The 24,125-nt window shown below is 76.3% G+C and carries 21 protein-coding genes; 5 read left to right on the top strand and 16 right to left on the bottom strand.

Going from position 1 to position 24,125, the window contains the following annotated elements:
- Positions 1-29 precede the first annotated feature (29 nt).
- The 10 genes from nuoH to ACFUMH_RS07125 form a co-directional block, all read right to left on the bottom strand.
- Complete coding sequence (nuoH, locus tag ACFUMH_RS07170; protein WP_378202581.1) at positions 30-1,403, bottom strand: NADH-quinone oxidoreductase subunit NuoH; 1,374 nt, start codon at positions 1,401-1,403, stop codon at positions 30-32.
- Positions 1,400-4,093 (bottom strand): NADH-quinone oxidoreductase subunit G, encoded by a 2,694-nt coding sequence (locus tag ACFUMH_RS07165; protein WP_378202578.1) that lies wholly within the window; start codon positions 4,091-4,093, stop codon positions 1,400-1,402. The genes nuoH and ACFUMH_RS07165 overlap by 4 nt, the downstream gene beginning before the upstream one ends.
- Positions 4,090-5,427, bottom strand: a complete 1,338-nt coding sequence (gene nuoF, locus ACFUMH_RS07160; protein ID WP_378202575.1) for an NADH-quinone oxidoreductase subunit NuoF — start codon at positions 5,425-5,427, stop codon at positions 4,090-4,092. Before nuoF ends, ACFUMH_RS07165 begins: the two co-directional genes overlap by 4 nt.
- A complete protein-coding gene (nuoE, locus tag ACFUMH_RS07155) occupies positions 5,424-6,392 on the bottom strand; it encodes an NADH-quinone oxidoreductase subunit NuoE (protein ID WP_378202572.1) in 969 nt (322 codons plus the stop codon). Before nuoE ends, nuoF begins: the two co-directional genes overlap by 4 nt.
- The gene (locus ACFUMH_RS07150) at positions 6,392-7,750 is read right to left on the bottom strand and encodes an NADH-quinone oxidoreductase subunit D (RefSeq protein WP_378202570.1); all 1,359 of its coding nucleotides are present in this window, start codon (positions 7,748-7,750) and stop codon (positions 6,392-6,394) included. Before ACFUMH_RS07150 ends, nuoE begins: the two co-directional genes overlap by 1 nt.
- The gene (locus ACFUMH_RS07145; protein WP_378202567.1) at positions 7,750-8,610 is read right to left on the bottom strand and encodes an NADH-quinone oxidoreductase subunit C; all 861 of its coding nucleotides are present in this window, start codon (positions 8,608-8,610) and stop codon (positions 7,750-7,752) included. The genes ACFUMH_RS07150 and ACFUMH_RS07145 overlap by 1 nt, the downstream gene beginning before the upstream one ends.
- On the bottom strand, positions 8,607-9,158 hold the full coding sequence (locus ACFUMH_RS07140; protein WP_378202564.1) for a NuoB/complex I 20 kDa subunit family protein: 552 nt from the start codon (positions 9,156-9,158) through the stop codon (positions 8,607-8,609). The genes ACFUMH_RS07145 and ACFUMH_RS07140 overlap by 4 nt, the downstream gene beginning before the upstream one ends.
- 90 nt (positions 9,159-9,248) lie before the next feature.
- On the bottom strand, positions 9,249-9,611 hold the full coding sequence (locus ACFUMH_RS07135) for an NADH-quinone oxidoreductase subunit A (RefSeq protein WP_378202561.1): 363 nt from the start codon (positions 9,609-9,611) through the stop codon (positions 9,249-9,251).
- A 108-nt stretch (positions 9,612-9,719) separates the two neighbouring features.
- Entirely contained in the window at positions 9,720-11,021 is a 1,302-nt protein-coding gene (locus tag ACFUMH_RS07130) for a geranylgeranyl reductase family protein (RefSeq protein ID WP_378202558.1), read from the bottom strand.
- 148 nt (positions 11,022-11,169) lie between these two features.
- Complete coding sequence (locus ACFUMH_RS07125) at positions 11,170-11,862, bottom strand: demethylmenaquinone methyltransferase (protein ID WP_378202555.1); 693 nt, start codon at positions 11,860-11,862, stop codon at positions 11,170-11,172.
- A 134-nt stretch (positions 11,863-11,996) separates the two neighbouring features.
- Between ACFUMH_RS07125 and ACFUMH_RS07120 the strand changes: the two genes are divergently transcribed.
- Positions 11,997-13,370, top strand: coding sequence for an isochorismate synthase MenF (locus tag ACFUMH_RS07120; RefSeq protein WP_378202552.1), 1,374 nt, complete (start codon positions 11,997-11,999; stop codon positions 13,368-13,370).
- Positions 13,371-13,598: 228 nt separating this feature from the next.
- On the opposite strand, the gene ACFUMH_RS07115 is transcribed toward ACFUMH_RS07120, so the two are convergent.
- The 3 genes from ACFUMH_RS07115 to ACFUMH_RS07105 all read right to left on the bottom strand — a co-directional run bounded on the left by ACFUMH_RS07115 (position 13,599) and on the right by ACFUMH_RS07105 (position 18,277).
- Positions 13,599-15,242 (bottom strand): S1C family serine protease, encoded by a 1,644-nt coding sequence (locus ACFUMH_RS07115; RefSeq protein WP_378202549.1) that lies wholly within the window; start codon positions 15,240-15,242, stop codon positions 13,599-13,601.
- 101 nt (positions 15,243-15,343) lie between these two features.
- Complete coding sequence (gene menD, locus ACFUMH_RS07110; protein ID WP_378202545.1) at positions 15,344-17,257, bottom strand: 2-succinyl-5-enolpyruvyl-6-hydroxy-3-cyclohexene-1-carboxylic-acid synthase; 1,914 nt, start codon at positions 17,255-17,257, stop codon at positions 15,344-15,346.
- A 60-nt stretch (positions 17,258-17,317) separates the two neighbouring features.
- Positions 17,318-18,277, bottom strand: coding sequence for an o-succinylbenzoate synthase (locus tag ACFUMH_RS07105; RefSeq protein WP_378202542.1), 960 nt, complete (start codon positions 18,275-18,277; stop codon positions 17,318-17,320).
- A gap of 67 nt (positions 18,278-18,344) precedes the next feature.
- Here ACFUMH_RS07105 and ACFUMH_RS07100 point away from each other — a divergent pair, with 67 nt between their 5' ends.
- Positions 18,345-19,328, top strand: coding sequence for a 1,4-dihydroxy-2-naphthoyl-CoA synthase (locus ACFUMH_RS07100; protein WP_378202539.1), 984 nt, complete (start codon positions 18,345-18,347; stop codon positions 19,326-19,328).
- A gap of 33 nt (positions 19,329-19,361) precedes the next feature.
- On the opposite strand, the gene ACFUMH_RS07095 is transcribed toward ACFUMH_RS07100, so the two are convergent.
- Together ACFUMH_RS07095 and ACFUMH_RS07090 are read right to left on the bottom strand one after the other, a co-directional pair.
- Positions 19,362-19,580, bottom strand: a complete 219-nt coding sequence (locus tag ACFUMH_RS07095; protein WP_378202536.1) for a hypothetical protein — start codon at positions 19,578-19,580, stop codon at positions 19,362-19,364.
- A 185-nt stretch (positions 19,581-19,765) separates the two neighbouring features.
- Positions 19,766-20,878, bottom strand: a complete 1,113-nt coding sequence (locus tag ACFUMH_RS07090; protein ID WP_378202534.1) for a DUF3048 domain-containing protein — start codon at positions 20,876-20,878, stop codon at positions 19,766-19,768.
- Between the two features lie 178 nt (positions 20,879-21,056).
- Here ACFUMH_RS07090 and menE point away from each other — a divergent pair, with 178 nt between their 5' ends.
- The gene (menE, locus tag ACFUMH_RS07085) at positions 21,057-22,235 is read left to right on the top strand and encodes an o-succinylbenzoate--CoA ligase (protein WP_378202531.1); all 1,179 of its coding nucleotides are present in this window, start codon (positions 21,057-21,059) and stop codon (positions 22,233-22,235) included.
- Between the two features lie 62 nt (positions 22,236-22,297).
- A complete protein-coding gene (locus tag ACFUMH_RS07080; RefSeq protein WP_378202528.1) occupies positions 22,298-23,167 on the top strand; it encodes a 1,4-dihydroxy-2-naphthoate polyprenyltransferase in 870 nt (289 codons plus the stop codon).
- A gap of 83 nt (positions 23,168-23,250) precedes the next feature.
- On the opposite strand, the gene ACFUMH_RS07075 is transcribed toward ACFUMH_RS07080, so the two are convergent.
- The gene (locus ACFUMH_RS07075; protein ID WP_378202525.1) at positions 23,251-23,577 is read right to left on the bottom strand and encodes a DUF4229 domain-containing protein; all 327 of its coding nucleotides are present in this window, start codon (positions 23,575-23,577) and stop codon (positions 23,251-23,253) included.
- A 123-nt stretch (positions 23,578-23,700) separates the two neighbouring features.
- Between ACFUMH_RS07075 and ACFUMH_RS07070 the strand changes: the two genes are divergently transcribed.
- Entirely contained in the window at positions 23,701-24,051 is a 351-nt protein-coding gene (locus ACFUMH_RS07070) for a PLDc N-terminal domain-containing protein (protein WP_378202522.1), read from the top strand.
- The last annotated feature ends 74 nt before the right edge of the window (positions 24,052-24,125 follow it).

The raw sequence follows: 24,125 nt of genomic DNA, 5'->3' as shown, positions 1-24,125 counted from the left end.
CGACGTCGCCGGTCGGCTTCTTCCTGCGCTCAGCCACCGCGCACCTCCTGCGGGGTCTCGGGTCCGGACGGGCCTGACGGGAGCGCCGCGGGGGCGGCGTCGGTCGCGGTCGCCGCGAGCCGGCGCTGCGCGCGCGGGGACGGCGGCAGCACCTGGCCGGGCAGCGGCGGGACGGGGTACCCGTCGCGGAACGGGTCGAACGGCTCGGGGTCCGCCGGTGGTTCCGGCGCGGGCTGCTTCTCGGGGACCAGGAACGACACGACGATCCCGACGACCACGATCCCCGCGAGCACGAACAGCGTGGTGCGCAGGTCGACGTCCCACAGCTGGCGGACGGCCTGCACGAGCGCCACCGCGACGACCCACACGAGCGCGGCCGGGATGAGCACCTTCCAGCCGATCTTCATGAACTGGTCGTAGCGGAAGCGCAGGACGGACCCGCGGATCCACACGAACAGGAACATGAAGAACCAGACCTTGGCGAGGAACCACAGCACCGGCCACCAGCCCTGCTGCAGGAAGCTGTCGGCCGGGACGAACGGCGCGCGCCAGCCGCCGAGGAAGAGGGTCGTCGCGACCGCCGAGACGTTGAGCATGTTGATGTACTCGGCGAGGAAGAACCACGCGAACTTCATCGACGAGTACTCGGTCATGTAGCCGGAGACCAGCTCGCCCTCGGCCTCGGGGAGGTCGAACGGCAGGCGGTTCGTCTCGCCGACCATCGACACGAGGTAGATGACGAACGCGGGCAGCAGGGGCAGGAACCACCAGACCTGCGTCTGGGAGTCGACGATCTGCGACGTCGACATCGACCCCGCCATGATGAACACGCTGACGAGCGAGAGGCCCATGGCCAGCTCGTACGAGATGACCTGCGCCGTGGAGCGCACCCCGCCGAGGAGCGGGTAGGTCGAGCTCGAGGACCAGCCGCCGAGCACGATCCCGTACACCCCGACGGACGCGCACGCGAGGATGTAGAGCACCGCGACGGGGAAGTCGGTGAGCTGCAGCGGCGTCACGACGCCGAAGATGCTCACCTCGGGCCCGAACGGGATGACCGCGTAGACGAGCAGCGAGCAGAACACGGCGATCATCGGCGCGAGGATGTAGACGAGCTTGTCGGCCGCCTTGACGGTGACGTCCTCCTTGACGAGGAGCTTCATCGCGTCGGCGAGCGACTGCAGCAGGCCGAACGGGCCGTGCACGTTGGGGCCGGGCCGCACCTGCATGCGCGCGACGACCTTGCGCTCGAACCAGATGGCGATGAGCACGCTCGTGAGCAGGAACACGATGATCGCGACGGCCTTGAGCAGCCACACCCAGAACACGTCCTGGCTGAAGTCGGCGCTCACGCCGACCTGGGCGCCGTCGCCGACGGCCGCCGGCAGCAGCAGCGGGCTCATGCGCGCTCCCCCTCGTCGATGCGGACGCCGGACACGGCGTCCGCGGTGTCCCCCGTGACCGGGCCGGTGGACGGCGCGGCGGCGGCGACCGGCGCGACGCCCGAGCGGGCGGGCGCGAGCCGCACCACGGTGCCGGCACCGGCGCCCAGCACGTCGCGGACCGCGCAGCCGCGTGCGTTCGTCGGCAGCCACACCACGTGGTCCGGCATGTCGGTGACCAGCACGGGGAGCCGCACGGTGCCGCGGTCGGTCGCGACCTCGAGCTCGGCGCCGTCCTCGACGCCCACGGCCGCGGCCGTGGCGGCCGAGACGCGCGCGAGCGGGCTCTTCGCCGTGCCGGCCAGGTACGGCTCGCCGTCCTGGAGGCGGCCGCCGTCGAGCAGCAGGTGCCACGTCGCGAGCACCGCGTGCCCCGGCGGGACCGCGGGCGGCTCGGCCACGTCGACGTCCGGCGCCGGCAGGCGCGCGCCGTCCCAGCCGCCGAGCTGGTCGAGCTCGGCGTGCACCGCGGCGAGCGAGCCCGTGCCGAGCTCGACGCCCATCGCGTCCGCGAGGCGGTCGAGCACGCGGTGGTCGGCCATCGACGTGCTCGTCAGCGCCTGCGCGAACGGGCGCGGGCGCCCCTCCCAGGTGACGAACGTGCCGGGCTTCTCCACCGGCGGCGCGACCGGCAGCACGACGTCCGCGCGGTCGGTGACCTCCGACGCGCGCACCTCGAGCGAGACGAGGAACGGCACCGCGTCCAGCGCCGCGCGCGCGAGCCGCGGGTCGGCGTGGTCGGCGGGGTCGACACCGCCCACGACGAGGGCGCCGAGCCGGCGCTCCGCCGCGGCACGCAGGATCTCGTCCGCGCTGCGGCCGGGCGTCGCGGGCAGGTCGTCCACGCCCCAGACGGCGGCCATGTCGACGCGCGCCGCGGAGTCGGCGACCGGGCGGCCGCCGGGCAGCAGGCCCGGCAGCGTGCCGGCCTCGACCGCGCCCCGCTCGCCGGCGCGCCGGGGCACCCACGCGAGACGGGCGCCCGTGCGCCCCGCGAGCCGGAGCACCGCGGACAGCAGGCCCGGCACCTCGGCCGCGCGCTCCCCGACGAGGATCACGGCACCGTCCGCCGCCAGCGCACCGGCGGCGTCGGCGAGCAGCGGCTCGGACGCGCCCGCGTCGAGCGCGTCGATCACCTCGGGCTCGGTGCCGGGGGCGGCGCGCAGCAGCGTGGCGTCCAGGCGCTCCAGCCCGCGGCTCGCGAGCGCGGCGACCGACAGCACGCGCGTCCGGCCGGCGACGACGCGGTCGCGCAGCCGCAGGAAGACGATGCCGCCCTCCTCCTCCGGCTCGTACGCGACGCACAGCACCGTGGGCGCGGCGACGAGGTCGGCGAACGTGACGGTGAGCGTGCGCCCCGCGACCACGTGGCCGAGGAACGCCTCCTCCTCCGGGGAGTGCGGGCGCGACCGGTGGTCGACGTCGTTGCTGCGCAGCGCGACGCGCGCGAGCTTGGCGTACGCGTAGGCGTCCTCGAGCGTGAGGCGACCGCCGGGCAGCACGCCGGCGCCCGCGCCCGCCTCGACCGCGGCCTGCAGGCCGACGGCGGCGGTCTCGAGCGCCTCCGACCAGCTGCACGGCTCGAGCGGGCCGCGCGTGCCGTCGCCCTGCGGCCGGCGCACCATCGGCGTGGTGATCCGGTCGGCGGCCGACTGCCAGCGGAACGCGAAGCGGTCCTTGTCCGTCACCCACTCCTGGTTGACGGTCGGGTCCTCGCCGGCGAGGCGCCGCAGCACGACGCCGCGGCGGTGGTCCACGCGGATGGCCGACCCGTTGCTGTCGTGCTCGGCGACGCCGGGCGTCGAGACGAGGTCGAACGGGCGCGCGCGGAACCGGTACGCGGCCGACGTCAGCGCGCCGACCGGGCAGATCTGCACCGTGTTGCCGGAGAAGTAGGACGAGAACGGGCGACCGCTCGTGTCGAGGGTGGCGGCGCCGACGGGCGTCTCCCCCGCGAACCCGAGCACCTCGGTGTCGAACGTGCCGATCTGCTGCTGCGCGCCGCGCTTCTGCAGGTCGATCCAGACGTCGCCGGCGACCTCCTCGGAGAACCGCGTGCACCGCTGGCACAGCACGCACCGCTCGCGGTCGAGCAGCACCTGCGTCGAGACCGCGATGGGCTTGGGGAACGTCCGCTTCACGTCGACGAACCGCGTCGCGGTGCGCCCGTTGCTCATCGCCTGGTTCTGCAGGGGGCACTCGCCGCCCTTGTCGCAGACCGGGCAGTCGAGCGGGTGGTTGATGAGCAGCAGCTCCATGACGCCGTGCTGCGCCTTGTCGGCCTCGGGCGACGTGTGCTGCGTCCTGACCTGCATGCCGGGCGTGGCCTCGAGCGTGCAGGAGGCCTGCGGCTTCGGCATCTTCGCGAGGTTGCCGTCGCGGCCCGGCGCCCACACCTCGACGAGGCACTGCCGGCACGCGCCGGCGGGCGCGAGCAGCGGGTGGTCGCAGAACCGCGGGATCTGGATGCCGAGGCGCTCGGCGGCGCGGATGACGAGCGTGCCCTTGGGCACGGTCGTCTCCAGGCCGTCGATCTCGAACGTGACGGTCGCCTCGGGCTCCGGCTCGTGCGCCGGGGGCGCGGCGGGGACGAGCGGCGTGGCCGCGTCCGCGCGCGCGTCGGTGCGCCGGTTGGGCGTCGTGATGGTCATGCGTGCACCCCCGCGAGCTGCGTGCGACGACGCGGCGTGTACTCGAAGCGCGCGCTGCGCTCCGGCGGGAAGAGGACGTCGGCGGGCGTGTGCGTGCCCGCCTCGAACTCCTCCCGGAAGTACTTCACGGCGCTCGTGACCGGGCTCGTCGCCCCGTCGCCGAGCGCGCAGAAGGAGCGGCCGAGGATGTTGTCGCACAGGTCGAGCAGGAGGTCGATGTCCCCGCTCGTGCCCTGCCCGGCCTCGAGCCGCTGCAGCACCTGCAGCAGCCAGAACGTGCCCTCGCGGCACGGCGTGCACTTGCCGCACGACTCGTGCTTGTAGAACGCCATCCACCGCGTCACCGCGCGGACCACCGAGACGGTCTCGTCGAAGATCTGCAGCGCACGTGTGCCGAGCATCGAGCCGGCCTTGCCGACCGACTCGTAGTCCAGCGGCACGTCGAGGTGCTCGGCGGTGAAGATCGGCGTCGACGACCCGCCGGGCGTCCAGAACTTCAGCTCGTGGCCCGCCCGGACGCCGCCCGCCATGTCGAGCAGCTCGCGCAGCGTGATGCCGAGCGGCGCCTCGTACTGACCGGGGCGCTCGACGTGGCCCGACAGCGAGAACAGCCCGTGCCCCGCGGAGCGCTCGGTCCCCATCGACGTGAACCACGACGCGCCGCCGACGAGGATGCCCGGCACCGACGCCACCGACTCGACGTTGTTCACGACCGTCGGGCGCGCGTACAGGCCGGCGACCGCGGGGAACGGCGGCTTGAGCCGCGGCTGGCCGCGCAGTCCCTCGAGCGAGTCGAGCAGCGCCGTCTCCTCGCCGCAGATGTACGCACCGGCGCCGGCGTGCACGGTGACGTCGAGGTCGACGCCCGTGCCGAGGATGTCCTTGCCCAGGTACCCGGCCTCGTACGCCTCCTCGACGGCGCGCAGCATGCGGCGGTACACGTGCAGCACCTCGCCGCGCACGTAGATGAACGCGTGCGTGCAGCCGATCGCGTAGGACGTGATGGCCACGCCCTCCACGAGCGCCTGCGGGCTCGCCATCATCAGCGGGATGTCCTTGCAGGTGCCCGGCTCGGACTCGTCCGCGTTGACGACGAGGTAGCGCGGGCCGCCGTCGGGCGCGGGCAGGAAGCCCCACTTCATGCCCGTCGGGAAGCCGGCGCCGCCGCGGCCGCGCAGGCCCGACTCCTTGACCATCGTCACGACGTCGGCGGGCTGCATGTTCAGCGCGCGGCGCAGGCCGCGGTAGCCGCCGTTGTCCTCGTAGGTCGCCAGGGTCCACGAGCGGTCCGCGTCCCAGTGCGCGGACAGGACGGGTGCCAGGGTCGTCATCACGACTCCTTCGCGTCGTCGGTGCGCTGCCGGCGCTGCTGACCCTCGGGCGAGGAGTCGGACGGCGTCGTCGCCGGGCGCTGGGCGCTGGACTCCTCGGCGCCGACCTTGGGGTCGGCACCGGGCTGCTGACCGGCCGGGGTGGGGCCCGCGCCGGTGGCGGCGGGCTTGGCGTCCTCGGGCTGCGCCTGCCCGGCGGGCGCGCCGCCCGACGGGGAGACCTGACCCTCGACGTGCTGCACGTCGGGGAAGTCCGGCGCGCGCCAGCCCTTCTCCTTCGCCAGCAGCGTGCCGCGCAGCGTCGCGGGGCCGGCCCCCACGCCCTCGTCGGCGCGGCCGTCGGGGAAGCCCGCGAGGACCCGGCTCATCTGCCGGAAGGTGCAGACGGAGGCGGCACCGCGGGTCGGCGCGACCGGCACGCCCTCGCGCAGCCGGTCCACCACGTCGCGCGCCGACTGCGGCGTCTGGTCGTCGAAGAACTCCCAGTTGACCATCACGACCGGCGCGTAGTCGCACGCCGCGTTGCACTCGATGCGCTCGAGCGTGATCGCGCCGTCCTCGGTGGTCTCGTCGTGGTCGACGCCGAGGTGCTCCGTGAGCTCCTCCCAGATGGCGTCGCCGCCCATCACCGCGCACAGCGTGTTGGTGCAGACGCCCACGGTGTACGTGCCGTTGGGGTGGCGCTTGTACTGCGTGTAGAACGTCGCGACCGCCGAGACCTCGGCCGTCGTCAGGCCCAGCTGCGCGGCGCAGAACGCGATGCCGCGCGGGCTGACGTAGCCGTCCTCCGCCTGCACCAGGTGCAGCATCGGCAGCAGGGCCGAGCGCTCCTGCGGGTAGCGCGCCATGATCTGCGCCGCGTCGGCGGCGAGGCGCTCGCGCGTCGCGTCGTCGTAGCCGGTGGCGTGGCGCTCCCCCGGCGTGCGGCCGGCGGGGTTCGCCGCCGGCGTCTCGTGCTGCACCGACATCAGCGGTCCACCCCTCCCAGCACCGGGTCGAGCGACGCGACGGCGACGACGACGTCGGCCACCTGCCCGCCCTCGCACATCATCGAGACGGCCTGCAGGTTGTTGAAGGACGGGTCGCGGAAGTGCGCGCGGTACGGCTTCGTCCCGCCGTCGGAGACGAGGTGCACGCCGAGCTCGCCGCGCGGGTGCTCGACCGTCTGGAACACCTGGCCGGCCGGGACGCGGAAGCCCTCCGTCACCAGCTTGAAGTGGTGGATCAGGGCCTCCATCGAGGTGCCCATGATCTCCCGGATGTGCCCGAGCGAGTTGCCCATGCCGTCGGTGCCGATCGCCAGCTGCGCCGGCCACGCGACCTTCTTGTCGTGCACCATCACGTCGCCCGCGGGCAGCGCGGCGAGCCGGTCGAGGCACTGCTCGACGATCCGCATGGACTGGTAGCACTCCTCCATCCGCAGCAGCACCCGCGACCACGAGTCGGCGCCGTCGTTCACCGGCACGTCGAAGTCGTAGGTCTCGTAGCCGCAGTACGGCGCCGCCTTGCGCACGTCGTACGGCAGGCCCGTCGAGCGCAGCACCGGGCCGGTGATGCCGAGGGCCGTGCACGCCGCGAGGTTGAGCGTCCCGACGTCCTTGAGGCGCGCCTGCAGGATCGGGTTGGCCAGCATGAGGTCCTCGAGCTGGCGGAAGTAGTGCCGCATCTGCACCAGGGCCTCGCGCACCGAGTCGATCGACCCGGGCGGCACGTCCTGCGCGACGCCGCCGGGGCGGATGTACGCGTGGTTCATGCGCAGGCCGGTGATGAGCTCGAAGACCTGGAGGACCTGCTCGCGGGCGGTGAAGCCGACGGTCATGATCGTCGTCGCGCCGAGCTCGTTGCCGCCCGTGGCCAGGCAGACGAGGTGCGACGAGATGCGGTTGAGCTCCATCATCAGCACGCGGATGACGGTCGCCCGCTCGGGCACGTCGTCCGTGATGCCGAGCAGCTTCTCGACCGCGAGGCAGTAGGCCGCCTCCTGGAACAGCGGGGCGACGTAGTCCATGCGGGTGCAGAACGTCACGCCCTGGGTCCAGGTGCGGTACTCCATGTTCTTCTCGATGCCCGTGTGCAGGTAGCCGATGCCGGCCCGGGCCTCGGTGACGGTCTCGCCGTCGATCTCGAGCATGAGCCGGAGCACGCCGTGCGTCGACGGGTGCTGCGGGCCCATGTTGACGACGATGCGCTCCTCGCCGAGGCGCGCGGCCTCCTCGGCGATGTCGGACCAGTCGCCGCCGGACGCCTCGAAGGTGGGCCGGCCGGTGGTCTCGTCGTCGACGACGTGCGCCGTGGCGTGGGGGGTGTGCGACGTGGGGGCGGTCATCAGCTGTACGACCTCCGCTGGTCCGGGGGCGGCACGGAGGCGCCCTTGTACTCGACCGGGATGCCCCCGAGGGGGTAGTCCTTGCGCTGCGGGTGGCCCGGCCAGTCGTCGGGCATCTCGATGCGCGCGAGCCCGGGGTGGCCGTCGAAGACGATGCCGAAGAAGTCCCAGGTCTCGCGCTCGTGCCAGTCGTTGGCGGGGTAGACCGCCGTGGTGGACGGGACGTGCGGGTCGTCGTCCGCGACGGCGACCTCGAACCGCAGGCGGCGCCCGTGGGTGATCGAGACGACGTGGTAGACGGCGTGCAGCTCGCGGCCGGTCTCGTGCGGGAAGTGCACGCCGCTGACGCCGAGGCTCATCTCGAACCGCAGGTCCGGGTCGTCGCGCAGGGCCCGGGCGACCTCGACGACGTGCTCGCGCCGCACGTGCAGCGTGAGCTCCTCGCGGTCGACCGTCACGTACTCGACGGCGTTCGCGAAGCCCGTGCCGGACTCGTCGAGCACCTCGGTCAGCACGTCGACGACCTCGTCGAACCAGCCGCCGTACGGCCGCTCGCTCGGCCCGGGCATCGCGACGGTGCGCACGAGCCCGCCGTAGCCGGACGTGTCGCCCGAGCCCGCGACGCCGAACATGCCGGTCCGCACGTCGACGATGTCGAGCGGCGTGCGCGCGGCGCCCGCGCCGACGTTCTGCGACCCCGCCTCGAGGGCAGCGGCCGACGTCTGCTGCGCGACGGCGGCCGACGGGGCGGTGCCCTCCGCGCCGGGCTTGACGGCCGACGCGGCGTCGGCCTTCTCCCCCGCCGGCACGGGCGCGTCGCCCTCCGCCGGGCGCTTCTCGGGTGCGTGCTCCGGCGTCACCGCAGGAGCCCCGTCATGTGCGAGGTCGGCGTCGCGGCGAGCGCGGCGGCCTCGGCGGCCGCGGCCGCCTCCGTGCGGTTGACGCCGAGGGGCGCGTTCTGGATCTGGTCGTGCAGCGCGAGGATCGCGTGCGTGAGCATCTCCGGCCGCGGCGGGCAGCCGGGCAGGTAGATGTCCACCGGCACGATGTGGTCGACGCCCTGCACGATCGCGTAGTTGTTGAACATGCCGCCGCTGGACGCGCACACGCCCATCGACAGCACCCACTTGGGCTCCGACATCTGGTCGTAGACCTGCCGCACGACCGGCGCCATCTTCTGGCTCACGCGGCCCGCGACGATCATGAGGTCCGCCTGCCGCGGCGACGCGCGGAACACCTCCATGCCGAACCGGGAGATGTCGAACCGGCTGGCGCCGGTCGCCATCATCTCGATCGCGCAGCACGCCAGGCCGAACGTCACCGGCCACAGCGAGCCCTTGCGGAAGTAGCCGACGAGGTCCTCGACCGTCGTCAGCAGGAAGCCCGAGGGCGCTTCCTCGATGCCCATGTCAGCCCCTCCTCGGGTGCGGCGTCGGTGCCGGCGTCGTTCTCGTGCTCGTGGTGGTGCCAGGGGTGCGCGCGGTCGTGCCGCCGGAGGTCAGTCCCACTCGAACCCGCCGCGCTTCCACTCGTAGACGAACGGCACGGTGATGAGGACGAGGAACGCGAGCATCGCGACGAGGCCGAACGTGGCCACCTCGGCGAAGCTCACGGCCCACGGGTAGAGGAAGACCACCTCGATGTCGAAGATGATGAAGGTCATCGCGACGAGGTAGTACTTGATCGGGAAACGCCCGCCGCCCACCGCGTGCGGCGTCGGCTCGATGCCGCACTCGTACGCCTCGAGCTTGGCGCGGTTATACCGCCTGGGGCCGAGGATCGCGCTGGCCCCCACGCCGCCCAGCGCCAGCACGGCGGCGATGCCCATCAGCACCAGCAGCGGCACGTACGGGTTGGTCATCGTGCGGTCCTCCTCGGCGTCGAGGTCCGGCCGGGGCCGGGGCGAGCGGGTCGATGGTGCGGGTCGTGCGGGTCAGGCCGGTCGTGCGGGTCAGTCGGGGCGTGCGGGTCAGGCGGCCGGGGCGATCCTCGCCAGGCCGGCGATGACGCGGTCGACCACGTCCCCGCCGCGCGGCTCGTAGCAGTCGGACAGGAGCTTGAGCACGAACCGCATGAGCAGCGGCCGCGGCAGCCCGTACCGGGTGCACAGCCGCATCACCTGCGGGTGCTCGATCAGCCGCACGAACTGCCGGCCGAGCGTGTAGTAGCCGCCCAGGTCGTCCTTCATGCGGGACTGGTACGTCGCGAGCGCGCGCTCGCGGCCGGCGGCGGAGCCGCGCGCGAGGCCCTGCGCGATCGCGTCCGCGGCCACGCGCCCGGCCTGCAGGCCGTACGCGATGCCCTCGCCGTTGAACGGGCTCACCATGCCGGCGGCGTCGCCGGCCAGCAGCAGCCCGTCCGCGTAGAGCGGCCCGCGGTTGAAGCCCATCGGCAGCGCGGCGCCGCGCACGGGGCCGACCTGGTTCTCCGGCGTGAACTCCCACTCGGCCGGGGCGTTGGCCATCCACCGCGCGAACAGGTCCTTGTAGTCCACCTTCGTCGCGGCGGCCGTCGAGCTCACGGACCCGAGGCCGACGTTCGCCGTGCCGTCGCCGAGCGAGAAGATCCAGCCGTACCCGGGCATGAGGTTCGACCGGCCCGGCGCGCCGTCCCACAGCTCGAGGTGCGACTCCATCCACGGGTCGTCGTGGCGCGGCGTGCGGAAGTACGTGCGGACGGCCACGCCCATGGGCCGGTCGTCGCGCTTGACGCGGCCCACGGCGGTCGCGAGGCGCGCGGACACCCCGTCGGCGGCGATGACGACCGGCGCGCGGTACGTGACCTCGTCGCCGGCGTCGACCGTGCGGCGCCCGTCGTGGTCGACGGACCGGGCGCGCACGCCGGCGACGCGACCCGTGCGCTCGTCGCGGACCGGCCGGATGACCGCCGTGCGCTCGAGCAGCTTGGCGCCGGCGGCGCGCGCGTGCTCGGCGAGGGTCTGGTCGAACGACGTCCGTGCGCGGGCGAGCCCGTACGACGGGTACACCGACAGCTCGGGCCACTCCAGCTCGATGCGGTGCCCGCCGCCGATGACGCGCAGGCCCCTGTTGCGGATCCAGCCGTCCTGCTCCCGGATCGGCACGCCCATGCGCACGAGCTCGGCCACCGCGCGGGGCGTCAGGCCGTCGCCGCAGATCTTGTCCCGGGGGAAGGACGCCTTCTCGAGGAGCAGCACGTCGAGGCCCGCGGCGGCGCAGTGGTACGCCGCGGAGGCCCCTGCCGGGCCTGCACCGACGACGATGACGTCGGCGTCATCGTGCGCTGCGTCCACCACGTCCACCCCACTTTGTGACGTCGTTCACGTGCGACGCTGCGAGTGTAGCCAGCGTCACCCGACCTGTCTGCGAAGGTAGGACTTACCTGGCGGGCGGACCGGGACGTCGGTCCCGTGACCTGCGCGGACGCGTCCGCTGCGCGCCCTACGGGCGGCGGCCGCGGTGCAGCGCGACGATGCCGCCGGACAGGTTGCGGTACGCGACGTCGACCCAGCCCGCCTGCTTGAGCAGCAGGCCGAGCGCACGCTGGTCGGGCCACTCGCGGATCGACTCGGCGAGGTAGACGTAGGCGTCCGGCTCCTTCGACACGGCCCGCGCCACGGGCGGCAGCGCCCGCATGAGGTAGTTCGTGTAGACGGCGCGGAACGGGGCGAACGTCGGCCGCGAGAACTCGCAGACCACGAGGCGGCCGCCCGGCTTCGTCACCCGGAGCATCTCCTCGAGCGCGACGTCCGGCTCCGGCACGTTGCGCAGGCCGAAGGAGATGGTCACCGCGTCGAAGGACGCGTCCACGAACGGCAGGTGCAGCGCGTCGCCCGCGACGAACGGCAGGTCCGGCCGGCGGCGCTTGCCGACCCCGAGCATGCCCGTCGACAGGTCGCACGGGACGACGTGCACGCCGGCGTCGGCGAGGGGCTCGCTGGACGTCCCCGTGCCGGCCGCGAGGTCGAGCACCGTCTCGCCGCGCTGCGCTCCCACGGCCGCGAGGGTGGCGCGCCGCCACGCGCGGTCCTGCCCGAGGGAGATGACGTCGTTCGTCACGTCGTACCGGTGCGCGACGGCGTCGAACATGGCGGCGACGTCGCGGGGGTCCTTGTCGAGGGTGGCGCGCGGCATGGGCCCATCGTCGCAGGTCGGCGCCGGACGGCCAGGCCGCACGGACGCCGCCGCCGCGACGGCGGTGTGACGTGCGTCGCCACCGGCCCCCCGCCGCCCCTCCGGGCGCGCGCGAGGTCCTACCCTGGCTGGCGATGAGCACGTCGAGCGGCGCTCCCGCGCAGCGGCACCCGCCCCGGCAGCGGCACCTGCCCCGGCAGCTACACCTGCCCCACCCCCTGGTGGTGCGCACGGTGGCCGTCGACGACCTGCCGACGCGCGCCGGCGACGCCCCCGACCCGGCCGACCTGCTCGACCTGCTGCCCGGCGACGCCCCCCTCGCGTGGGTCCGCCGCGGCGACGGGCTCGTCGCGTGGGGCGAGGCCGCCCGCGTCGAGGTGCACGGGCCCGACCGGTTCGCCTCCGCCGAGCGCGCGTGGCGCGAGGTCGTCGACCACGCCATCGTCCGCGACGAGGTCCGCCTGCCCGGCACCGGCCCGGTGGCGTTCGCGTCGTTCGCGTTCGACGACGACTCCGCCGCGGGCGGCGTCCTCGTCGTCCCGCGCGTGGTCGTCGGGCGCCGCGACGGCCGCACCTGGCTCACCACGCTCACCGACCCCGCCCGGCTCGGCGCGTACCCGCGGCTGGGCGACGTCGTCCCGCCGCGCACCGACCCGCGCCCGCCCGGCGACGTCACCTACCGCGACGGCGCCGTCGACGCCGACGACTGGCTCGACGTCGTGGCCCGCGGCGTCGCCGCGATCCGCGACGGCGAGGTCGACAAGGTCGTCCTCGCGCGCGACGTCGAGGCGCGCACGTCCCGTCCGCTCGACGTCCGGTGGGCGCTGCACCGCCTCGCCGACCGGTACCGGTCGTGCTGGACGTTCAGCGTCGACGGGCTCGTCGGCGCGACGCCGGAGCTGCTGGTGCGCTCCGAGCGCGGGCTCGTCACGTCGCGCGTGCTCGCCGGCACCATCCGCCGGACGGGCGACGACGACGCCGACATGGGCCGCGCCGCGATCCTCGCGCACTCGTCGAAGGACCTCGAGGAGCACGAGTACGCCGTCGCGTCCGTGGCGCGGGCCCTCGCGCCGTTCGGCTCGTCGTGGAACGTGCCCGACGTGCCGTTCGTGCTCTCGCTCCCGAACGTGCTGCACCTCGCGTCCGACGTGACGGGCGTCCTCGCGACCCCCGACGGCGGCGAGCACCCGACGTCCCTCGCGCTGGCCGCCGCGCTGCACCCCACCGCCGCCGTGTGCGGCACGCCCACCGACGCCGCCCGCCGCCTCATCGCCCGCGTGGAGGGCATGGACCGCGGCCGCTACGCCGGCCCGGTCGGCTGGCTCGGCGCCGACGGCGACGGCGAGTGGGGCATCGCGCTGCGCTCCGCCGAGCTCGACCCCACGGACCCGCACCGCCTGCGCCTGTTCGCCGGCTGCGGCGTCGTCGCCGCCTCCGACCCGGCCGCCGAGCTGGCGGAGTCGCGCGCGAAGCTCGAGCCGATGCGCTTCGCGCTCGGCGACGACTGAGCGCTCCCCGGACGGATCCCCGGCGTCCCGGACGCCCCCGGCCGACCCCGGACGGCCCCCGGACGGATCCCGGACGCGCGAGGGCCCGTCGTGGGAGGGGACGCCCACGACGGGCCCTGCGGTCCCGTCGCCGCGGGGGGTCGGCGACGGGGGGCGGGCGTGCGCGCCGCCGTGACGGCGCGCAGCCCGGGTCGGTCGGGCGGGGTCACCCCCGCCGTGCTCGGGAGGTCAGCCCTGGCCCTGCTGCTGCTGGAACCACTCCCACAGCTCCTCGGGGGTGAGGCCGCCGGGCAGGTCGCCGGGGCCCTGGCCCTCGCCGCCCTGGCCGCCCTGCCCCGGCTGCCCGTCCTGCTGGTCGGGGTCGGTGGTGAGCGCGTCCGGACGGGTGGAGAGCGTGACGTCGAGCTCGGTGGTCGCGTCGCCGCGCACGACCGTCAGCGTCACGTCGTCGCCCGACGACAGCGAGCGGACGAACGCCGTCAGCGACTCCGCGCCGCCCACCGGGTCGTCGCCGATCGCGACGATGACGTCGTCCGGCTGCACGCCCGCCTCCGCGGCCGGCGAACCCTCCTGGACGGTCTGGACGACCGCGCCGCGGCGGGTGACGCCGTCGGCGGTGGCCGTGCCGTCCGCCATCGTGACGCCGAGGAACGCGTGCTCCGCCTGGCCGTCCTCGATGATCTGGCTCGCCACGTTCTTGGTCAGGTTGACCGGGATCGCGAAGCCGAGGCCGATCGAGCCGGACTGCTGCGACAGCGTCGCGATGGACGACGTGATGCCGATGACGCGGCCCTGCGCGTCGAACAGCGGGCCGCCGGAGTTGCCGGGGTTGACCGCGGCGTCGATCTGGATCGCGTTCGTCACGGCGGCCTCGCTGCGCGCGTCCTCCTGGGTGGAGACCGGGCGGTCGAGCGCCGAGACGATGCCGGTGGTGACCGTGTTGGCCAGGCCGAGCGGGTTGCCGACGGCCATGACCGGCGACCCGACGGCGACGTCGTCGGAGTCGCCGAGCGCGGCGGCCTGCAGGTCGTCCGGGGCGTCGACGATGCGCAGCACCGCGAGGTCGGTCGCGACGTCCGTGCCGACGACCTCCGCCTCGAAGATGCGGCCGTCGGTGAGCGTCACGGTCACCTGGCCGCCCTCGGCGGCCGCGGACACGACGTGGTTGTTCGTCACCACGTGCGCGTCGTCGTCGACGATGACGCCCGAGCCCTGCGAGCCGGCCGACTGCGTGCGGACCTCGATGGCGACGACCGAGTCGCGCACCGCGGCGGAGACGGCCTGCCAGTCCGGGTTCTCGGCGGACGAGCCGGAGACGGGCACCTGCTCGGTGGTCGACCGGCCGATGTCGGCCAGCGAGGCGCTCTGCGAGCCGGCGTCGGCGAGCGGCCCGTCCTCGAGCGTGAGGCCCGCGACGACACCGCCGCCGACGAGCACGCCGGTGACGGCCGCGGCCGTGCCCCAGACCCACGGCTTGACGCGACGGCGCTCACGGGGCGTGCCGTCGGCGGTGTCCGCGGACGGCGCCCACGGGTCCGTCGGGGGCGCGCCCGCCGAGCCGCCGGCGGTGGCGCCGGGACCGAAGGCGGCACCCGGCTGCGCGGGCGCCTGGCGTGCACGCTGCGCGGCGTCCCAGCGGGCCCACTCCTGCGCGGGTGAGAGGCGCTGCGTCGGTGCGTGGGCGGGCTGCTGCTGCTGCGCGGCGGCGTCCCCGCGGCTCGGCTGCGCGGGCGCGGACGGGGTCGCGGCCGGGGCGGCGGGCGCCTGCTGCGTGGGCAGCGGCTGCGTCGCGCCGGTCGGAGGGAGCGGCTGGGTGGGGTGGTCCTGCGGGTGGCCGCCGCCGGGTCGCGGCTGCTCGGGCGTGGTGGTCATGGCTGCCTCCTTGTCGGCCTCCATTCCAACCCGCGCCGCTGGGACGGGCCTCCCGAGGGGCTGAGAACTTCCTGGACGTCCGCCGGGCGGACGTCCGGGCGTCAGACCGCGAGCGCGTCGAGCGCCGCCGACGCGGCCGCCGCCACGTCGGCCGAGACCCGCTCCCCCAGGGCCCGACGCTGCGCCCGGTCGACGCGCACCTCGACGACGCTCACGCCGGTGCCGGGCGCGGCGAGCGCGGGCAGCAGGCCCTCGGCGTCGACGACGCGGGTGTGCCGGACGCCGTACGCTGCGCAGAGCGCCGCGAGGTCGACGCCGTGCGGCGTCCCGAAGACGCGCTCGAACATGTCCGCGCGGGCCGGCTCGCCGTGCTCGAGCGTCGTGAACACCGAGCCGCCGTCGTCGTTCGCGACGACGAGCTGCAGGTCGACCGGGTGCTCGAGCGGCCCCCGCAGCAGGCCGCCGACGTCGTGCAGGAACGTGAGGTCGCCGAGGTAGGCGCGCACGCGCCGGTCGGGCAGCGCGAGGGCGACGCCCGTCGCCGTCGAGACCGTGCCGTCGATGCCGGCGAGCCCGCGGTTCGCGAGCACGAGCGGCGCGACGTCCCACCGGGCGACGAGGTCGAGGTCGCGCACGGGGTTGGACGCGCCGACGACGAGCACGTCCTGCGGCGTGCTCGCGCGCGCCAGCTCCCGGGCGAGGGCCGGACCGGTGACGCGCTGGCCGCTGCGGGAGCGCGGGGCGTCCTCGGGGACCTCGAGCAGCGCGTCGAGCGCGTCGCGGGCGGCGGCGTCGGCGGCGCGCCACGCGTCGAGCCAGCCGGCGGGTGCGCCCGCGCGCCCCTGGCGCATGCGGGCGGGCAGCTCCAGGAGCACCTGCGCGGCGTTGCGGCCGGCGTCGGGCCAGTCCGTGCCGCGGGGCGCGACGACGACGAGCTCGACGTCCTCGCGGGCGAGCAGGCGCTGCACGGGCCGGGAGAGCGTGGGCCGGCCGAGCACGACGACGCGTCCCACGCGCCCGCCGAGCCGCTCCTGGGCGAGCAGCAGCCGGTACGCCCCGATCGCGGTGGGGCCCTGCCGCGCCCCCGACGACGGCTCGGCCAGCAGCGGCCAGCCGTTCGCCTCGGCGAGGCGGCGCGCCGCCGGCCCCGCGCCGTCGCCGGCGACGACGACGGTCGGCACGGGTCCGCGGGCGCGGCGGGCGGGCCGCCCGGACGGGTCGGCGGGCTCGGCGGCCGCCACGACGGGCAGGACGCCCGTGACGAGGTCGGCCGGCTCGGCGGGCACGGGCCGGGCGGCGACGTGCGACAGGCCGGCCTCGGCGGGCACGGGCCACGGCGCGTCGTCCGGCACGAGCGGGTCGCGGTAGGCGAGGTCGAGGTGGACCGGGCCGGGGTCGCCGGAGCGCGCCCCCGTGGCGGCCGCGACGGCGCGCGAGACGACCCTGCGCAGGTCGCGGTCCTCCCCCGGGCGGCCCGTCGGCGCCGGCACGTCGACGGCCAGCCGCACGGCCTCGCCGAAGAGGCGGGCCTGCTCGGTCGTCTGGTTGGCGCCCGTGCCGCGCAGCTCGTGCGGGCGGTCGGCCGTGAGCAGGACCAGCGGGAGGCCGGCGTGGTGCGCCTCGAGCACGGCGGGGTGCAGGTTCGCGACGGCCGTGCCGGACGTCGTCACCACCGCGACGGGCCGCGGGCCCGCCGGCACGGGCTCGCCGGCGCGGGCGGGGTGGCCGGACGCCTTCGCGAGCCCGAGCGCGAGGAACCCGGCGTCGCGCTCGTCGATGCGCACGTGCAGGCGCAGCGCGGGGGCGCCGGGCGGCCGCTCCTCGGCGGGGCGGGCGGCGTCCGCGAGCGCGTACGCGAGGGGGGCGCTGCGCGACCCCGGGGCCAGCACGACGTCCCGCACGCCGAGGGCCGCGAGCGCCTGCACGAGGACGCGCGCCGCCTCCGCCGACGGCGGCCCCGGGCGGGCTGCGGTGCGGGGGGCGTCGTCGGGGCCGGGCGTCACGGCCGTCATCATGCCCCAGCCCCGCTCACGCCTCAGCCCGGCGCCGGGCCGCGCCCGGCCGCGGCCGGCGTGTCACCGCACGGCCCGGACGGCGGCGAGGCGGCCCTCCCAGCGGGCGGTCAGGCCGGGGTCGGCGGCGGCCGCGGCGACGAGGTGCGGGGCCGGCGCGGGGCGGCGGACCTCGATCGCGCCGTCCCGCGGCAGCAGCGGGTCGTCGACGAGGTCTGCGGCCAGCAGCTGGGCGGTCGCGAGCCCGCACGCGTAGGGCAGCTCCGGCAGCGCGGCCGCGAGCGCGAGTCCCGCCGCCAGCCCCACGGACGTCTCCAGGGCCGACGACACGACGACCGGCAGGCCCATCTGCTCGGCCAGCCGCAGGCAGGCGCGCACGCCGCCCAGCGGCTGCACCTTGAGCACGACGACGTCGGCGGCGTGCCGGCGCGCGACCGCGAGCGGGTCGTCGGAGCGGCGCACGGCCTCGTCGGCGGCGATCGGCACGTGCGTGCGCCGGCGCAGCGCCGCGAGGTCGTCGACGCCCGGCACGGGCTGCTCGGCGTACTGCAGGCCGCCGGCGGCGCGGTCGAGGGCGGCGAGGCGCGCGGCCGCGGTGTCGACGTCCCAGGCCGTGTTGGCGTCCACGCGGATCGCGCCGTCCGGGCCGAGGGCGTCGCGCACGGCCTCGAGCCGCGCCTCGTCCTCGCGCGGGTCCTGCCCCGGCTCGGCGACCTTGACCTTGGCGGTGCGGCAGCCGCGCGACGCCGTGACGACGCGGTACGCCTGCTCGGGCCCGACCGCCGGGACGGTCACGTTGACCGGCACGTGGGTGCGCACCGGCGCGGGCCACCCCTCGTCCGCGGCCTCGCGCGCCGCACGCCACCACCGCACGGCCGCGGCGTCGTCGTAGTCCCAGAACGGGCTGAACTCCGCCCACCCCGCGTCGCCGCGCAGCAGCACCCCGTCGCGGCGGACGAGGCCGCGGAAGCGGGTGCGCAGCGGGACGGACCACACGCGCACGTCGTCGGGACCGGTCGGCACCCGCCCAGGCTAGGTGGCCGTCGGGACCACCGCCGGACGTGCCGGGCGGCGCGGCTAGGGTGGCCGGGTGACCGCACCGGCCTCCCCGGCACCCCTGCCGGCACGCGTCTCCGACACCTTCGACCCCGCCCGCTGGCGCACCGTCGAGGGGTTCGAGCACCTCACCGACATCACGTACCACCGCGGGCACGCCCGGCCCACCGAGGCCGAGGCGGCCGCCGGCGCGACGGCGCGCGACCTGCCCGTGGTCCGCGTCGCGTTCGACCGGCCCGAGGTGCGCAACGCGTTCCGCCCGCACACGGTCGACGAGCTGTACGCCGTGCTCGAGCACGCGCGCACGACGTCCGACGTGGGCACCGTCCTGCTGACCGGCAACGGCCCCAGCCCCAAGGACGGCGTCTGGTCGTTCTGCTCCGGGGGCGACCAGCGCATCCGCGGCCGCGACGGCTACCGGTACGCCGAGGGCGAGACCGCCGAGGCCATCGACCCGGCGCGCGCGGGGCGGCTGCACATCCTCGAGGTGCAGCGCCTCATCCGGACCATGCCGAAGGTCGTCGTGGCGCTCGTCAACGGCTGGGCCGCGGGCGGCGGGCACTCGCTGCACGTCGTCGCCGACCTCACCATCGCGAGCCGCGAGCACGCGCGGTTCATGCAGACCGACGCGAACGTCGGCTCGTTCGACGGCGGGTACGGGTCCGCGCTGCTCGCGCGGCAGGTGGGGCAGAAGCGGGCGCGGGAGATCTTCTTCCTCGCGCGGGAGTACTCGGCCGAGCAGGCGTACGCGTGGGGCGCCGTGAACGACGTCGTCGACCACGCGCGGATCGAGGAGGCGGGGCTGGAGTACGCGCGCGTCGTCGCGACGAAGTCGCCGCAGGCGATCCGCATGCTGAAGTTCGCCTTCAACCTGGCGGACGACGGGCTCGCGGGCCAGCAGGTCTTCGCCGGCGAGGCGACGCGGCTGGCGTACATGACCGACGAGGCCGTCGAGGGACGCGACGCGTTCCTGCAGCGGCGCGAGCCGGACTGGTCCGGGTTCCCGTACGCCTACTGACGCCGGCCCGGAGCCGCTGCGCGCGGCGGCGGGTCAGCCCTCGGAGGCCCAGGACGCGAGGTCGACGAGCGTCGCCAGGACGGCGCCGCCGCCGACGAGCAGGGCGACGAGCACGAGCCCGGCGAGGACGACCGCGACGGCGGAGCGCACGTCGTGGGAGTCCCGGACGGGCACGCCCGAGCGGCGGCTGCGGGGCGCCAGGCGAGGCGCGAGGCGGGGGGACGGGAAGCGGTGCGGGGCGGTGGTGGCCATGGACCCAGCCTCCGCCGGTGCACGGTCCCGCCGCGTCGGTCCCGGGTCTCGTCCGGGCGCGCGCGGGGGTGGGTCCGCGGGTGTCCGGCCGTCCTCCCGCAGGACCACGCCGCGGATCGGTTGTCCCCCCTGGGTCTACCGCCGGTCGGGGCGCGGACCGGGACGACCCCGGGCGGCGGCGGACGTCAGGAGACCGTGAACGACCCGGTGCCGGCGGGCACGAGCTCGACCCACGTGTTCCCCGGTGCGAGGCGCGCCGCGGAGCCGTCCGCGTGGAACAGCCGCAGCGGCTGGTCGGCGGCGTCCTTGCGCCAGCGCACGGCCACGGACCGCCCGCCCGTGGCGACGACCGCGTCGCCCTCGCCCACGAGCTCGTAGGTCGGCACCGGCGCGCCGCCCTGCGCGCCGAACCCCGAGTTCGGGTGCGGGGCCGTGACGGCGACGACGTTGACGGCCGACAGCTGCGCGCCCGTCGCGGCGTTCGCGGGCGCCGAGCCCTCGTACCGCAGCCACGTGCCCGTGCCCTCGTCCCACGTCCACGACGGGTTCGACTGCCCCGAGAGGCGGAACGCGAGCCGCGTCGCCGGCGTGCCCGCGGCGACCGCGGCCGCCTGCTCCGGCCGGCGGGCGAACGCGAACTGCTCGGCCGGTGCCGCACGCCCCGGCTCGGCGATGCCCCACCACGTGGCCGGGCTGCCGTAGACGTTGTGCGGCGCGGAGCGGCCGCGCACGCGGTACAGGCCCGGCGCGCCCGCGTCGTGCGAGACCGTCTGCAGGCCGGACTCGGCGACGAGGTCGAGGATGCCCGGCTGCCCGCCCGAGTAGACGAGCATGCCGGCCGTCGGCGCGAGCACCAGCGGGTCCATCGGCCGCACCGAGCGGATCGGCCCCACCTCGTCCGGCACCTGCGAGTGGTAGACGGCGATGAGCCGCGACACCTCGAACTCGACGACCGTCTCCCAGACGACGTCGGCCTGCTCGAGGCCCGACTGGGGCCGCGCGACCGCGGTGTTCTCGATCTTCACGGCGAGCGCCGGGCGCGCGTCCGGCTCGCCCGCGACACCCGTGAGGGGCCACGTGGGCGGCACCTCGGGCGCGGGCACGGGCGCCTTGGCGGGCGTGATGACGGGACGCTCGGTCTCCACGACGGGATCCGGCGTCGTCGTCGCCGGGCTGCCGCACGCCGCGACCGCGAGCGACACGCCGACCGCGAGGAGGGCCGCCGCGCGCGACCGTGCCGTCCGGGCGGCGCCGGTCCGAGGCGTGCGGGCCGGTGCCGTCGCCGTCGTGCGTGCCATGCGTGCTCCGATCCTCGGGCGGCCCCGCGCCGCGTCGTCCCGGTCCCCCGCGGGCACCCGCCACGACGTCCCGTGCGCCGCGCCCCGGGACCGCCCGGGCGGGTGCGCCGGGACCGCGCGACACCCTACGCCCGGCGGCACGCAGGTCCGGGGAGCCACCCCGGCCTAGGCTGGGCGCGTGGACCGACCGCTGCGCGACGTCCCCGCGCACGCGGGGTCCCTCCAGGCCTCGCTGCCCGCCGCCCTCGCCGGCGACGGGCCCGCGGTCCGCGCGCTCGACCCGCACGACCCCGTGGGTGCGGGCACCGGCGGCGCCGCGCGCGTCCCGGACGGCGTCGCGGTCGTGGTCCGGACGTCCGGGTCGAGCGGCCGCCCGCGGGACGTCATGCTCACCGCCGACGCCCTGCGCGCGTCCGCGGACGCCACCGCCGCCCGCCTCGGTGGTCGCGGGTCGTGGCTGCTGGCGCTGCCCGTGCACCACGTCGCGGGCCTCCAGGTCGTCGTCCGGTCCCTCCTCGCGGACCGGGAGCTGACCACGATCGCCGACGGGCCCTTCCGCCCGGCGCTGTTCACCGAGGCCGTCGCCCGCCTGCGCGCCACCGAGGGGCCGCACCGCACGTCGCTCGTGCCGACGCAGCTGCTGCGCGTGCTGGAGGACCCCGACGCCACCGCGGCGGCCCGCTCGCTCGACGCCGTGCTCGTCGGCGGTGCGGCGTCCTCCCCCACGCTGCTCGCCCGGGCCCGCGAGGCCGGCGTCCGCGTCGTCACGACCTACGGCATGACCGAGACGTGCGGCGGCTGCGTGTACGACGGCGAGCCGCTCGACGGCGTCGAGATCGCCGTCGACGCCGAGCAGCGCGTGTCCCTGACGGGGCCGGTGCTCGCGGCCGGCTACCTCGGGCGTCCGGACCTCGACGCGACGACGTTCGTCGACGTCGGCGGGCGCCGCTGGCTGCGCACGGCCGACCGGGGACGGTTCGACCGCGGGCAGCTGCACGTGCTCGGGCGGCTCGACGACGTGCTCGTCACCGGCGGCGTCAAGGTCGACCCGCTCGCCGTCGAGACGGTCGTCGCCGCGCACCCGCTCGTGCGCGAGGTGTGCGTGGTGGGCGTGCCGGACCAGCACTGGGGGCAGTCGGTCGTCGCCGTCGTCGTCACCGAGGGTGGTGCGCAGCCGTCGCTGACGGAGCTGCGGTCGTCGGTGGCCGCCGCGCTCGGCCCCGCCAGCGCGCCGCGGCAGGTGCTCGTCGTCGACGCGCTGCCGCTGCGCGGCCCCGGCAAGCCCGACCGGCGCGCGGTCGCGCGCACCGCGACCGCGCTCATGACGCAGCACCCCCCGCGCCCCGGCGCGTCCTGACGACGACGTCGTCCCCCTCCCCGTCCACCCGGGCCGCCGGCCCGCGCACCCGCAGGAGCACGATGGCCACGACGTCCGACTGGATCGCCGGCGCACGTCCGCGCACGCTGCCCGCCGCGGTCGCCCCCGTGCTCGTCGGCACGGGCGCGGCCGCCCAGCTCGGCGACGCCCGGATCGGCCGCGCGCTCCTGGCGGCGGGCGTCGCGCTCGCCCTCCAGGTGGGCGTCAACTACGCCAACGACTACTCCGACGGCGTCCGCGGCACCGACGTGAACCGCGTGGGGCCGATGCGCCTGACCGCGTCCGGCGCGGCCCGGCCGGGGCAGGTGCGCGCCGCGGCGTTCGCCGCGTTCGGCGTCGCCGCCGTGCTCGGCACGTGGCTCGTGGCGCTCACCGGCGAGTGGTGGATGCTCGCCGTCGGCGCGCTCGCCGTCGTCGCGGCGTGGACGTACACCGGCGGGCGCAGCCCCTACGGCTACCGCGGGCTCGGCGAGGTCGGGGTGTTCGTGTTCTTCGGCCTCGTCGCGACGCTCGGCACGACGTACACGCAGGCCGGGCGCCTGTCCTGGCCGGCGTGGGTGGGGGCCGTCGCGATCGGGCTCGTCGCGTGCGCGCTGCTCATGGCGAACAACCTGCGCGACGTGCCGACGGACGCGCTCGTCGGCAAGCGGACGCTCGCCGTGCGGCTCGGCGAGCACCGCGCACGCCGCGTCTACGCCGTGCTCGTCGTGCTGCCGGTGCTGCTCGCCGGGGTGTGCGCGCTGGCGAACGCGTGGGCCATCGTCTCGCTCGTCCTGCTCGCGCCCGCGATCGTGCTGGCCGTGGTCGTCCTGCTGGGGGCGCGCGGGCGGGCCCTCGTGCCGGTGCTCGGTGGCACGGGTGCGCTCGAGCTGGGGCTCGGCGTGCTGCTCGGGCTGGGTCTCGCGGTCTGACGTCCCGTCTCGCCGCCTGACGTCCCGGCGACGGTCCCGGCGCCGACGGTCCCGGTGCTCCCGGCGCCGGCGTCCCGCGCGGCTCAGGCGGGGTCGCGCCGCGCTGCGGTCCCGGTGCCGGTGCCGCCGGCCCCGGGGTCCGCGTCGCCCGCCTCGACGACGGCGTCCTCGGCCGCCGCGTCGTCGGCGGCGCGGCCCGTCACCCGCCCGGCCCGGCGCTGCTCGGCCCGCTGCGCCAGGTGCAGGGCCGCGGCGTCCCGCGGGCCCGGCAGGAGCACGTACGACAGCCCCCACGCCAGGAACGCGGCGAGCAGCGGCGCGAGCCACGACCGCATGCCCGCCCACCACAGCACCCCGGTGGTGACGGCGAACAGGGCGAGACGCAGCACGGAGTAGACGAGGACGGGCACGCCACCAGCGTAGGTCGCCGCGGGCGTCGTCGGGCACGGGGTCCCGCCCTCCGCAGGACCGTCACGGGGCGCCCGTCCCGCGCTCGGGGCGGCGCCGCGCCGGACCGCGTCTACGCTGAACGGGTGCTCAGGTACCTGCCCTACCTCGTGGCCCTCGCGCTGGCGATCTACTGCGTGATCGACGTGCTGCGCAGCGACGAGCGCACGCGCCGCGGCCTGCCCACGCCCCTGTGGCTCGCCCTCGTCGTCCTCGTCCCCCTCGTCGGGCCCGTCACCTGGCTGGTGCTGCGACGCGGCGGCGACGGCGCCGGCCCCGCCCGGCGCCGACCCACGCGTCCCGTCGCCCCGGACGACGACCCGGAGTTCCTCCGCCGGCTGGACCAGGAGCGCCGCCGTCGTGAGCGCGGGTCCGGCGGGCCCGCGGACGGGGCCGAGGCGGACGACGCCGCGGGGGGCGACCCCACGCCGACGTGACGGCGCGGGCCGCACGCCCGCCGCAGCCACGCAGCCACGCAGGACGACGACGGCCGCCACCGGGAGCTCCCGGG

This window comes from Cellulomonas sp. NPDC057328 (assembly GCF_042667215.1).
In the GTDB taxonomy this organism is placed as follows: domain Bacteria; phylum Actinomycetota; class Actinomycetes; order Actinomycetales; family Cellulomonadaceae; genus Cellulomonas.
The sequence above is the reverse complement of the archived record's forward strand: the minus strand, read 5'-3'. Positions and strand labels throughout refer to the sequence as shown.

Excerpts from the sequence above, each read along its gene's own strand:
- nuoH (WP_378202581.1), bottom strand. The coding sequence starts at position 1,403 with ATGAGCCCGCTGCTGCTGCCGGCGGCCGTCGGCGACGGCGCCCAGGTC.
- ACFUMH_RS07165 (WP_378202578.1), bottom strand. The coding sequence starts at position 4,093 with ATGACCATCACGACGCCCAACCGGCGCACCGACGCGCGCGCGGACGCG.
- nuoE (WP_378202572.1), bottom strand. The coding sequence starts at position 6,392 with ATGTCGGTGCAGCACGAGACGCCGGCGGCGAACCCCGCCGGCCGCACG.
- ACFUMH_RS07150 (WP_378202570.1), bottom strand. The coding sequence starts at position 7,750 with ATGACCGCCCCCACGTCGCACACCCCCCACGCCACGGCGCACGTCGTC.
- ACFUMH_RS07140 (WP_378202564.1), bottom strand. The coding sequence starts at position 9,158 with ATGGGCATCGAGGAAGCGCCCTCGGGCTTCCTGCTGACGACGGTCGAG.
- ACFUMH_RS07135 (WP_378202561.1), bottom strand. The coding sequence starts at position 9,611 with ATGACCAACCCGTACGTGCCGCTGCTGGTGCTGATGGGCATCGCCGCC.
- ACFUMH_RS07125 (WP_378202555.1), bottom strand. The coding sequence starts at position 11,862 with ATGCCGCGCGCCACCCTCGACAAGGACCCCCGCGACGTCGCCGCCATG.
- ACFUMH_RS07120 (WP_378202552.1), top strand. The coding sequence starts at position 11,997 with ATGAGCACGTCGAGCGGCGCTCCCGCGCAGCGGCACCCGCCCCGGCAG.
- ACFUMH_RS07115 (WP_378202549.1), bottom strand. The coding sequence starts at position 15,242 with ATGACCACCACGCCCGAGCAGCCGCGACCCGGCGGCGGCCACCCGCAG.
- menD (WP_378202545.1), bottom strand. The coding sequence starts at position 17,257 with ATGATGACGGCCGTGACGCCCGGCCCCGACGACGCCCCCCGCACCGCA.
- ACFUMH_RS07095 (WP_378202536.1), bottom strand. The coding sequence starts at position 19,580 with ATGGCCACCACCGCCCCGCACCGCTTCCCGTCCCCCCGCCTCGCGCCT.
- ACFUMH_RS07090 (WP_378202534.1), bottom strand. The coding sequence starts at position 20,878 with ATGGCACGCACGACGGCGACGGCACCGGCCCGCACGCCTCGGACCGGC.
- ACFUMH_RS07080 (WP_378202528.1), top strand. The coding sequence starts at position 22,298 with ATGGCCACGACGTCCGACTGGATCGCCGGCGCACGTCCGCGCACGCTG.